Here is an 11,220-nt window from a genome sequence, read left to right as displayed (position 1 = left end):
CCTCAGAGCCCGGAGTACTGCTCCCAGGTGGTCACCGGCACGCGGTACCGGGCCGGTGTGTTGTCGCTCTTGTGGCCGCTCAGGCCGTTGCGGCCGACGAGGTAGTCACCGACCTGGTCGCGGTTGGTGTACCTGCCGTCGCGCTGCCAGACGTCGGTGTCGCCGATGGCGACGGCGTGGATGTGGGCGCCCCAGCAGCCCCCGCACTGGCTCGGGGTCCGCAGCCAGGCCGCGAACCCGACCTTGCGCAGCGCCTGCACGGTCCGCCACCGCCGACTCGTCGACATCCCCTTCACGCTGACGTCCACGACCCCGCCGCCGTCGTGGGTGCCGGCCGAGCTGGCGGCGCAACGCGCCTTGACCAGGCCGCAGTAGGAGCCCTGGGCCAGCCGGAGCTTCCAGGGCACCAGCGCGTCGCCGGCGACCAGCATCGACTTGGTCCGGGTGTTGACCCGGACCCCGTAGTAGGAGTCCTTGCGGCTGCCGACCTGCACGACGTGGGCCACGGTGAAGCGACCGGCGCCGAGGATGGCGAGTGACTCGGGCCCGGGGAGGCCGTTGGCGTCGATGGTCCGATACCCCAGCGAGCGCTGGAACTTGATGTAGGCCTTGGTGGTGGCCCGTCCGTACTCGCCGTCGACGTCCACCCGGAAACCGCGCTTGGTCAGGGCTTGCTGGACGAGCTTGGTGGACGCGTCGTCCCCCAGCACCGGCTGATTGCCGCGGTAGCCCTCGGCCTGCGCGGCGGCGTCCACAGCCGCCATGTCGACGACGGGCAGCGTCCTGGCGGCGGCCGCGGCCTGCTGGGTGGGCCACGCCGCCGCCAGTACCGCGAGGGCGAGGGCCGCGGCGACGGTGAGGGTGAGGGTGAGGGTGAGGGTGAGAGTGAGAGAGGCGAACCTGCGGGTCACGGGCGACGTCCAGTTCCTGGTCAGGCCCCGAGTTCGTGCCGAGCGGCACAGACCGAACCCTAAGCGGCGACGAGCCGATCCGCAGACGCCGCTGGTGATCATCTTCACGATCCGGTCACCGGGTGTGCCGGAGCGGCTACTGGCTACGCTGGTCCGAGCCGCTCACCGTCCGGGTCAGCGCAGCTCGACCGAGAGGTGGTCGGTGTCGCCTCGCGACCCCCGCTTCGGCAGCAGGCTGACGGCCCGTCAGACCGTCGCGGTCCTCCTGGCCGTCGTCGCGGTGGTCTGGCTCCTGGTCAACGGCCCGGTGGAGGGCCCGATCCTGGTCGTCTTCACCCCCGCCCACGGACTCTCGACCGCCGACCTGCCGTCGCTGGCCGCGCTGGCGGTCGCGGTGGCCCTGTTCTGGCCCCGCCGGCGAGGGTGAGCCCCCTCAGCCGTCCGAGGCGGTCAGGGCCCGCGGGACCAGGACGACCGGAACCGGTGAGCTGCGGACGATCTTGGCGGCGTGCGAGCCGAGGAAGAACCGGCTGACCGCCGAGCTCGAGGCGCCGATGGCCAGCAGGTCGCCCTCGGCCCAGTCGATGTCGCTCAGCGCGGCCGCCCACGAGTCGCCCTGGCCGAGGACGGTGGGGACGGGGCGGCCCAGTGCACTGCCGATGTCGCCCTCGAGGCCGGCGACCCACTCGCGGGCGACCAGCTCGTCCGCCGCCGACGAGACGACGCCGGGGAACACCGTCTCGGGGCGGACGGCGAAGCAGGCGACGCGGATCCCGGCCCCGATCCGGTCGGCGACCGCGGCCGCCCGGCCCAGCAGGTCGCTGTCCCCGTCACCGCGACCGAACGCCACGGTGACGCGACGGACCACCGTCTCGGCGCGGGCGACGAACCCCCGCGGCGCGAGGGTGACGGGCACCTCCGTGCTGTGCAGCAGCCGGTCGGCCACCCCGCCCAGGCTGACGCGTCCGTAGCCGCCGGCCGAGGACGACCCGAGCACGACCTGACGGGCCTCGTGGTCACGGGCCACCGCGAGCAGCCCGGCCGGCACGGACGGGTCGTGGCGGACGAGGTAGTCCACCTCCAGGTCCTCCGGCAGCCGGGCCCGGGCCGAGGCCAGCACCGCCTCGGCCATCTGTTCGGCGAGGGCCAGGAACTCGGCGTCGCCGCCGTACGCGCTCGGCGGCCACGGCCGCGGCACCACCGAAACGACCACCAGCCGCTCCTGCGCCGACCGCGCCAGCATCGCGCCCAGGTCGAGGGCGGGTGCCCCCCGCTCGCCGGCGGCGAGGCCGACGAGGATCGTCACGGCTGCCGTCCCGGGCGCGCGTCCCGGCCCGGGCCTCGACGCTCAGGCACGGGCGGGGGCGGACGCGACGACGACGTGGGTCACCGGGATGTCGTAGGCCTCCCGGGCCCGGTCGACCACGTCGTAGCGCAGCCAGGCGGAGCGGTCCTCGGGCAGGGTGCAGATGACCAGCCGGTCCGGGTGGAACTGCTCGACCGCCGCGGCGAGGGCCCGGAGCGGCCGGTAGTCACCCAGCGCGCCGTCGGCGTCGAGGTGCTCGGTCCGCAGCTGGACGAGCGTGCGGTCCAGTCGCGCCTGCGCGGCCTCGGTGGTGGCCTGCCAGACGAAGGCGGCACCCTGGTGCATCGCCTGGCCGGTGTCGATGGGGTTGGCCGGTACGCAGACGAAGTACTGCGCGCTGCGCTCCCGGTCGATGGTGGTGAGCTCGTCCATCAGCTCCGAGCCCTCGACGGTCTCGTTGGCCAGCACCAGCACCCGCTCGGGTGCCGCCGCGGCCGTCCCGGGCGCGGCCCCCTGGTCAACGGACTCGCGCGGGGCCCGGTTGCGCAGGCCCCGGGTGGCGAAGTAGAGGACCAGGACCAGTGCCCAGGCGCCGAGGCTCAGGAACAGCTGGATCCGGACGTCGGCCTGCAGCCCCATCTGCAGCAGGACCAGGACGATCGCGACGACGACCAGGATGGACAAGACCGGGAAGGCCCACATCTTGACCGTCAGCTTCTCGGGGCTGGTGCGCCTCCGGAGCACGATCTGGGAGATCGCGATCAGGAGGTAGACGAACAGGATGATCGCGCCGGAGGAGTTCAGCAGGAACAGGAAGACCGTGTCCGGGGAGACCGCGGCGGCGATGACGCAGAGGAAGCCGACCACGCTGGAGCCGAGGATGGCGGCCATCGGCACGCCCCGCCGGTTCACCGTCATCAGCCCGACCGGGGCCTCGCGCCGGGCGGCGAGCACGAAGAGCATCCGCGAGGAGGTGTAGAGACCGGAGTTGAGGCAGGACAGCACCGCCGTCAGGACGACCGCGTTCATGATGTGGTCGGCGTAGGGGATGCCCATCTCCTTGAACGCCGAGACGTAGGGGGACGCGGTCAGGCCGGCGGAGTTCCACGGCAGGATGACCGCCAGCAGGAAGATCGAGCCGACGAAGAAGATCGCGATCCGCAGGATCACCGAGTTGGTGGCCTTGGCGATGGACTTGCCCGGGTCCGGGGACTCGGCGGCGGCGATGGTGGCCACCTCGGCGCCGACCATGGAGAAGATCACGACCACGATGCCGGCCACGATGGCCCCGCCGCCCAAGGGGAAGAAGCCGCCCTGAGCCGTCAGGTTGCTGAAGTCGAACGACTTGTTCGGCCAGGCGCCGATCACGTAGAGCACGCCGAGCACCAGGAAGATCACGATCGCCGCGACCTTGATGCCGGCGAACCAGAACTCGAACTCACCGAAGGAGGAGACCGAGAACAGGTTCGTCGCCGTCATCAGCGTCATCAGGATCAGCGACATCAGCCACAGGGGGACGTTCGGCAGCCAGTACTGCAGCACCCCGGCCCCGGCGACGGCCTCGAAGCCGATCACGATCACCCAGAAGTACCAGTAGAGCCAGCCGACCGAGAAGCCCGCCCAGCCGCCCAGCGCCTGCCGCGCGTAGTCGGCGAACGAGCCGGTCGAGGGGTTGGCCGTGGCCATCTCCCCCAGCATCCGCATCACCAGGATGATCAGCACGCCGGTGACGGCGTAGGTGAGGAACGCGCCCGGACCTGCCTTGGCGATGACCTTGCCCGACCCGACGAACAGGCCCGCGCCGATCACGCCACCCATCGCGATCATGGTGAGGTGCCGCTGCTTGAGGCCCTTCTTGAGCTCGACCGGTGCGTTCACGTGCGACCCCTGAGGTCCGGTCAGGCGCAAGGCCTGACGGTGTCGGTGGCCGTGGGAGGTGACGACCACCGGTGGTGCTGGGCCTCATCCAACCCGCCGGGACGTGAGGAGTCCAGGCCCCGCGCCGCCGGCGATGTTCCGATTAGGAGTCGCCGTCGTCGGTGAGCAGACCGTTCCGGGCCGCCCGGGCGACGAGGTCGCGGACTCTCTCGACGCGTCCGCAGTCGGCGTCGATCTGGGCCTGGCGTTCGGCCACGAAGGCCAGGCCGAGCTCGAGCCGGGCCTGCTCGGGGACCCCGGCCCGGGCCGGGTTGAGGATCGTCAGCTCCTCCTCGGCCAGGTGGTGGCCGAGCACGCGGCTGAGCTCCTCCACCGCCTCGTCGAACTCCTCGCCGGTGACCTCGGTCAGCTCCAGCACGTCCAGCAGCGCCTGGTGACCCTCGGCGTGCTCCTCCTCTCCGTGCTCGGCCGCGTGCGCGCCGATGGCGTGCTCGGAGCGCAGCGTCGGGTAGACGTGGCGCTCCTCGGCCTCGGCGTGGGCGACGTGCAGCGTCGCCAGGGCGTGCCGGACCGCGTCGCGGTCGGAGCTGGAGTCGCGGAGCTGACGCAGCAGCGCCTCGAAGCGCACGTGGTCGGCGAGGATCAGCGCGACGACGTCGCCGGCGACCGGGCGACCCAGGTCGATCGGCTGCGGATCGCCCGTGGTGGCCGCGCCGGAGGTGGAGGTCATGTCGGGCACGCTACCGGTGGACCCCGGGCCGTCGACGGGGCCACGTAGGTTCGCCCTGTGGGGTACACGCGCGCCGAGCTGGAGAGCCACCGCGACGGGTCGGTGCCGGACCTGGCCGGGCCGGGGCTGCGGCTGCTGTTCGTCGGCATCAACCCGAGCCTGTGGACCGCGGCCACCGGTACCCACTTCTCCCATCCGGGCAACCGCTTCTACCCCGCACTGCGCCAGGCCGGGATCCTCGAGCACGACATCGACCGCGCGACCGGGATGACGCCGCAGGACCGCGAGGCCGTGGTGGCCCGCGGCGTCGGCCTCACCAACCTGGTGAACCGGGCCACGATCCGCGCCGACGAGCTCGACCCCGCGGAGCTGCGGGCCGGCCGCCTGCGGCTGACCGCGTTCGTGGCGGCGCACGGGCCGGAGGTGGTGGCGGTGGCCGGGGTCACCGCGTACCGCCAGGCCTTCGGCCGGCCGAGGGCCCGCGCCGGTGAGCAGCCCGAAGGCCTCGAGGGCGCCCGGCTGTGGGTGGTGCCGAACCCCAGCGGGCTCAACGCCCACGATACGACCGCCACCCTTGCGGCGGCCTACGCCGAGCCGGCCCGGGCCGCCGGGGTGATCTGAGCGCCGGGTGTGTTGAGATGGTCGCCATGAGTCCCGCCCTGGCCTACCCGATCGTCCAGCGCACGCTGGGCAACGGCCTGCGGGTGGTCGCCAGCCCGGACCACGGCAGCCCGAGCGTCGCGGTCAACCTCTGGTACGACGTCGGCTCGCGCGACGAGCAGCCGGGTCGGACCGGTTTCGCCCACCTCTTCGAGCACCTGATGTTCCAGGGCTCGGCCCACGTGCCCTCCGGCCAGCACATCGGCCTGCTGCAGGCGGCCGGCGCCTCGGTGAACGCCACCACCTGGTTCGACCGCACCAACTACTTCGAGACGCTGCCGACCGGCGGGCTCGACCTGGCGCTGTGGCTGGAGGCCGACCGCCTCGGCGGGCTGCTCGACACGATGACGCAGGAGAGCCTGGACAACCAGCGCGAGGTGGTGAAGGAGGAGAAGCGGCAGCGCTACGACAACGTCCCCTACGGCGACGTGATGGAGCACCTGATCCGGCTCACCTTCCCCGAGCAGCACCCCTACGGCCATACCACGATCGGCTCGATGGACGACCTGAACGCCGCGACGCTGGAGGACGTGCAGCACTTCTTCCGCACCCACTACCTGCCCAGCAACGCCGTCCTGTCGATCGTCGGCGACATCGAGCCGGAGCAGGCCTTCGAGCGGGCCGAGGCGTACTTCGGGCCCCTGCACGGCGGCCAGAAGCCGGCCAAGTCCGTTCCCGAGCCGCTGCCGCCGCTGACTGGCACCGAGCGGCTGGAGACCAGCGCCGACGTGCCGGCCGCCTCGGTCTACCTGTCCTGGCGGCTGCCGGCCCGAGGCACCCGGGAGTTCGACGCCGTGGACCTGGCCTTCTCCGTCCTCGGTCACGGCCAGACCTCCCGGCTGCACCGCCGGCTGGTCCGCGCCGCCGAGCTCGCCGAGAGCTCGGGCGCCAGCACCCTCGGCCTGATCGGCGGCAGCTCGTACGGCTTCGCCTACGGCCGGGCCCGCGACGGCGTCGAGATCGAGCAGGTGGAGGCGGAGCTCGCCGCGGAGGTCGACCGGCTGGTGAGCGAGCCGCCGACCGAGCAGGAGCTGCGTCGGGCCAAGGCCCAGTACGAGCGGCACTGGCTGCACGAGCTCGCCCGGATCGACTCCCGCGCCGACGCGTTCGGTGAGTTTGCGACCCTGCACCGCAACCCGGCGCTGGTCAACACCCGGATTCCCGACATCGAGTCGGTGACCCTGGACGAGCTCGTCGACGCCGTCGGGACCGTCTTCCGCAGCGACCAGCGCGCGACCCTGGTCTACCGTCAGGAGTCCTCATGAGTGGGAGCAGCACGTCGCCCGGAATCCTCCTCACGTCCGAGAGGCTCCGCCCATGACCACCGTGACCACCCCGCCGCCGGTCGGTCCTCCCGGGCTCTGGAGCTTCCCGACGCCGGTCCGCGGCACGCTGAGCAACGGCATCAGCACGCTCACCTACCACCGGCCCGGTCAGCACGTCGCGGCCGTGCACCTGGTGCTGGACCTGCCGCTGGACGCCGAGTCCCGTGAGCTCGAGGGGGTGGCGACGATGTGCGCCCGCGCCCTCGACGAGGGCAGCCGCCAGCACCCCGGCGAGGAGTTCGCCGAGCTGATGGAGACCGAGGGCGCCGGTTTCGGCGTCGACCTGTCCCTCGCCGGCACCCAGGCCGTCCTCGACGTCCCGGTGTCGCGGCTGGACCGGGCGCTGGAGCTGTTCGCCGAGGCCGTGACCTCGCCCGCCCTGGCCGACAGTGACGTCAGGCGCCACGTCACGCTCCGGCTGGCCGAGATCGAGCAGACCCAGGCCAACTCGGCCCAGGCCGCCACCCACGCGTTCCGGGCCACGATCTTCGACCGGGCCAGCCGCGCCTCGCGGATGAACGGCGGCGAGCGCGAGACGGTGGCCGCCGTCACCCCGGAGGCTGTCCGGGACTTCCACCGGCGCTGCTACGGCCCGGCCGGCGCCACCCTGGTGCTGGCCGGCGACTTCGGGGAGGGCTTCGGCGAGGACCCGGTGGCGCTGGCCGAGCGGCACCTCGGCGGCTGGCGAAACGACGAGCAGCAGCGGACGGACCACCGCCCCCCGCAGCCGGGGCCGCGGCGGCTGACCGTCCTCGACCGGCCCGGAGCCGTGCAGGCCGACGTCCGCCTCGGGGCGTACGGGATCGACCGGCTCGACCCCCGGTGGGCCGACATCAGCGTCGCCAGCTACGCCATGGGCGGGGCGTTCCTGTCCCGGTTGAACGCGGTGCTGCGCGAGGACAAGGGCTACACCTACGGCGTCCGGATGAACTTCGGACCGCTGCGGTCGGCCGGGTCGTTCGCCGTCCAGGGGTCTTTCCGGACCGAGGTCGTCGCGGACGCTCTGGCGATCACCCGCGAGCTGCTGCCCGTCGCGGCCCAGCCCTTCACCGCCGACGAGGTCCGCGAGGCCGTCGCCTACTTCGTCGGGGTCTCACCGCTGCGCTACGCCACCGCCGACGGCGTCGCCGACCAGGCCGCCACCCAGGTGCTGGCCGGGCTGCCGGAGGACTACGTCGACCGGTCGCTGGCCGCCCTGGGCGACGTCACGCCGGACTCGGCCACCGCGGCGTATGAGTCACTGGTCCACCTCGACGAGCTCAGCCTGGTGGTGGTCGGCGACGCGTCGGTCATCGCCGAGCCCGTCCGGGCCGCCGGCTTCGACGTCGAGGTCCGCCCCGCCCCCTGAGCTGTCGGTCCGTAGGCACCCGCAACCCCTGCGAGGCCCTCGACGAGCTCGGGACGCGACACGCTCACGCCACCCGAGCCTGTCGAGGTCACGCAGGCCTCACGCGCGCCTGAGCCTGTCGAAGGCCTCGAAGAGGTTGCGCCAACGCCGCTCAGACCCATCAGGGCCCCTCAAGCCCGCCCGGGCTACCGGCCCATGGCCTTGAGGGCCCGGGCGGTGGCGTCCTGGGCGTCCTTGATCCGGTCCTGGTAGGTGCCGAGGTCCCCGGCCGTCAGCGCCTTCTGCGCCGCGGCGAACGCCGTCTGCGCCTCGTTCAGCGCCTTCGTCGCCGCGGCGCTGTTCGGGGTCTGGGTGCCGGTCCCGGGATCGGTCTGGGTCGGGTCCTCGCCCTCGCCGGTACTGGCGCCCGAGTCGCCCTTGAAGACCGAGTCCAGCGCCTCCTGCAGGGTGTCCCCGATGCCCACCGACTGACCGAAGCGGACCACCACGAAGGTGAGCGCCGGGTAGGCGCCGCTGCCGCTCGGCCGCTGGGTGTAGACCGGCGTCACGTACAGCAGCCCGCCACCCACCGGCAACGTGAGCAGGTTCCCGAAGGTGGCCGTGGCCGAACCCTGCTGGTTGTAGGAGCGCAGCCGGGTCGCCACCGCCTCGTTGGTCTGCATCGCGTTGAAGGACTGGCCCGGACCGTCGATCTGGGACGTGTCGGACATGGTCAGGATCCGGATCCGGCCGTAGTCAGGACTGGCGGCGTCGGCGTTGACCGCCATGTAGGCCGCCAGGTTGGCCCGTCCCTTGGGCACGTAGGCGCTGGTCAGGGAGAAGATCGCCGACGGGTCCTTGGGCCACTTCACCGACAGGTAGAACGGCGGCTCCTTCAGGGTGCTGCTGTTCTTGACCGGGTCGTTCGGCACCTCCCACTGGGCCGAGGTCTGGTACCACAGCTCCGGGTCGGTGACGTGGTAGCGGGCGAGGATCTCGCGCTGCACCTTGTACAGGTCCTGCGGGTAGCGGAGGTGGGCCAGCAGCTCGGCCGGGATCGACGTCTTGGGCTGGACCACACCCGGGAACGCCTTCTCCCAGGTCTGCAGGACCGGGTCGGCGGTGTCCCACTGGTAGAGCTTCACGGTGCCGTCGTAGGCGTCGACCACGGCCTTGACCGAGTTGCGCATGTAGTTGACCTCGGTGTCGGCCTGGGCCACCACCGTGCCGTTGGGCGTCGCGGTCTGGGAGTCCGAGGTCACCGACTTCAGCCCGAGCCGCTTGCTGTTCGGGTAGGAGTTCGAGGTGGTGTAGCCGTCCACGACCCAGACGATGCGACCGGCCACCACAGCCGGGTACGCGTCCCCGTCCACGGTCAGCCAGGGTGCGGCCTTCTGCACGCGCTCCCGCGGGGTGCGGTCGTAGATGATCTTGGAGGCGTCGTTGACCCGGGACGACAGCAGGATGTTGACGTCGGCGAACTTGGCCGCGTAGAGCAGCCGGTGCCAGAGGCTGCCGACCTTCACTCCGCCGGAGCCGTCGTAGGTGAAGTTCTGCTGCGCCCCGTTCTCGCCACCACCTGGGGTGTCGAGCTCGACCGGAGGGGTGCCGGCCGGTGCACCCACGATCGAGTAGCCCTGGTCGAGGGACTCACCGAAGTAGATCCGGGGCTCGGCCTCGGCCAGCTCGCCCGTGGGCGGGATGCCTTGGGCGATCCAATCCGGCTCGCCGCCGGACTGGCGCCGGTTGCCGTAGGCGGCGACCAGGCCGTAGCCGTGGGTGTAGACGGTCTTGAGGTTGTTCCAGTTCTGCGCCGGGACGCCCTGCTGGTTCATCTCCCGCACCCCGACCACGGCGTCGGTCTCGGCGCCGTTGATGGTGTAGCGGTCGACGTCGAGGGTGTCGGGGAAGGAGTAGTAGCCGCGCACCTGCTGCAGCTGCTCGAACGCCGGACCGACGACGCTGGGGTCGATCAGCCGGATGCCGGGCAGCGCCTCGGCGTCGGACTGCAGCTGGCCCGCGGTGGCCGAGGTCTTGGCCGAGTAGCTGGTCACCTCGGCCTGGTCCACCCCGTACGCAGCCCGCGTCGCGGCGATGTTGTTGGCGATGTAGGGACGCTCCTTGACCGCCTCGTTGGGCCGGACGCTGAAGTACTGCACCGCCCCGGGGTAGACGACGCCGAGCACGATGCCGGACAGGACCATCAGGATCAGCCCGATGGTGGGCACCACCCAGCGGTGCAGCACGGCGTTGGCGAAGAAGAGGACCGCGCAGATCCCGGCGATGACGGCCAGGATCGTCTTCGCGGTGACGGTGGCGTGGTCGGCGGTGTAGTTGATGCCGGTCAGCAGCGGGTGGTCGGCGATCTCCTGGCCGTAGCGGTCGAACCAGTAGCTGATGCCCTTCACGACCACGGCCAGACCGATCAGCACCGAGAGCTGGGCCTGGGCGCCCGACGTGCCGCCCCGCCGGGCACCGGAGAAGCGCAGCCCGCCCATCACGTAGTGGACGACCGCCGCGACCACGATCGCGAAGCCGAGCACGGTGAAGAGGAAGGACAGGGCGAAACGCCACCAGGGGTAGCGGAAGACGAAGAAGGAGATGTCCCGGTGGAACTGCGGGTCCTGCACCCCGAACGGGGTGGAGTTGCGCCACGCGAGGTAGGTGTAGATCTGCCCGCTGGCCGCGCCGCCGGCGAACAGGCCGGTCAGCACGGCGAGCACGACGACGATCACCACGAACTTCGACTCGAGCAGCTCGCGGTACCGCTCGAGCAGGGCGCTGCTGGCGGGCCCGGTGCGGAAGCGGGGCCGAAGCCGGTACGCGACGGCGGCGCTCGCGGCGACGGCGGCGGCCATGATCAGCCCGAACGAGGCGAACAGCCCCACCCGGGTCAACAAGACGGTGTTGAACACCTTGCCGAAGGAGAAGGAGCGGTACCATAGCCGGTCCGTCCAGACGCTGGTGTAGATCGCGAACAGCACGACCAGCACCGCCACGATCACCAACGTGGGCAGGATGGCACTGCGGCGTCCTGCGGTCCGTACGGTACTCAACTACTCTCCTCGCCTCCCGTGCCCTCA

At 71.8% G+C, this 11,220-nt stretch carries 9 protein-coding genes; 4 read left to right on the top strand and 5 right to left on the bottom strand.

What is annotated here, in order from left to right; all coding sequences use genetic code 11:
- Nucleotides 1-2: 2 nt before the first annotated feature.
- Complete coding sequence (locus tag ACFE7W_RS13425; protein ID WP_375425306.1) at nt 3-911, bottom strand: peptidoglycan-binding protein; 909 nt, start codon at nt 909-911, stop codon at nt 3-5.
- A gap of 202 nt (nt 912-1,113) precedes the next feature.
- On the opposite strand from ACFE7W_RS13425, the gene ACFE7W_RS13420 reads away from it, so the two are divergent.
- The gene (locus tag ACFE7W_RS13420; protein WP_375425305.1) at nt 1,114-1,338 is read left to right on the top strand and encodes a hypothetical protein; all 225 of its coding nucleotides are present in this window, start codon (nt 1,114-1,116) and stop codon (nt 1,336-1,338) included.
- Nucleotides 1,339-1,344: 6 nt separating this feature from the next.
- On the opposite strand, the gene ACFE7W_RS13415 is transcribed toward ACFE7W_RS13420, so the two are convergent.
- From ACFE7W_RS13415 to ACFE7W_RS13405, 3 genes are all read right to left on the bottom strand, one after another.
- Nucleotides 1,345-2,217 (bottom strand): universal stress protein, encoded by an 873-nt coding sequence (locus ACFE7W_RS13415; protein WP_375425304.1) that lies wholly within the window; start codon nt 2,215-2,217, stop codon nt 1,345-1,347.
- 42 nt (nt 2,218-2,259) lie between these two features.
- Nucleotides 2,260-4,095, bottom strand: coding sequence for an amino acid permease (locus ACFE7W_RS13410; RefSeq protein ID WP_375425303.1), 1,836 nt, complete (start codon nt 4,093-4,095; stop codon nt 2,260-2,262).
- Between the two features lie 142 nt (nt 4,096-4,237).
- On the bottom strand, nt 4,238-4,825 hold the full coding sequence (locus ACFE7W_RS13405; protein ID WP_375425302.1) for a hemerythrin domain-containing protein: 588 nt from the start codon (nt 4,823-4,825) through the stop codon (nt 4,238-4,240).
- 57 nt (nt 4,826-4,882) lie between these two features.
- Between ACFE7W_RS13405 and ACFE7W_RS13400 the strand changes: the two genes are divergently transcribed.
- Genes ACFE7W_RS13400 through ACFE7W_RS13390 form a run of 3 tightly spaced genes read left to right on the top strand, consistent with a single transcriptional unit; the run spans nt 4,883 to nt 8,158 of the window.
- Complete coding sequence (locus ACFE7W_RS13400) at nt 4,883-5,446, top strand: mismatch-specific DNA-glycosylase (RefSeq protein ID WP_375425301.1); 564 nt, start codon at nt 4,883-4,885, stop codon at nt 5,444-5,446.
- A 26-nt stretch (nt 5,447-5,472) separates the two neighbouring features.
- Nucleotides 5,473-6,750 carry a M16 family metallopeptidase gene (locus ACFE7W_RS13395; RefSeq protein ID WP_375425300.1) on the top strand — a complete coding sequence of 426 codons (1,278 nt, stop codon included), beginning with the start codon at nt 5,473-5,475 and terminating at the stop codon, nt 6,748-6,750.
- Between the two features lie 52 nt (nt 6,751-6,802).
- The gene (locus tag ACFE7W_RS13390; protein WP_375425299.1) at nt 6,803-8,158 is read left to right on the top strand and encodes a M16 family metallopeptidase; all 1,356 of its coding nucleotides are present in this window, start codon (nt 6,803-6,805) and stop codon (nt 8,156-8,158) included.
- 185 nt (nt 8,159-8,343) lie between these two features.
- Here ACFE7W_RS13390 and ACFE7W_RS13385 read toward each other — a convergent pair whose 3' ends face one another.
- Complete coding sequence (locus ACFE7W_RS13385) at nt 8,344-11,193, bottom strand: UPF0182 family protein (RefSeq protein ID WP_375425298.1); 2,850 nt, start codon at nt 11,191-11,193, stop codon at nt 8,344-8,346.
- Nucleotides 11,194-11,220: the final 27 nt, after the last annotated feature.

The sequence above is a fragment of the uncultured Friedmanniella sp. genome (assembly GCF_964244285.1).
GTDB lineage: Bacteria > Actinomycetota > Actinomycetes > Propionibacteriales > Propionibacteriaceae > Microlunatus.
The sequence above is the reverse complement of the archived record's forward strand: the minus strand, read 5'-3'. Positions and strand labels throughout refer to the sequence as shown.

Coding starts and splice junctions, on each gene's coding strand:
- ACFE7W_RS13395 (WP_375425300.1), top strand. CDS start 5,473: ATGAGTCCCGCCCTGGCCTACCCGATCGTCCAGCGCACGCTGGGCAAC.
- ACFE7W_RS13405 (WP_375425302.1), bottom strand. CDS start 4,825: ATGACCTCCACCTCCGGCGCGGCCACCACGGGCGATCCGCAGCCGATC.
- ACFE7W_RS13390 (WP_375425299.1), top strand. CDS start 6,803: ATGACCACCGTGACCACCCCGCCGCCGGTCGGTCCTCCCGGGCTCTGG.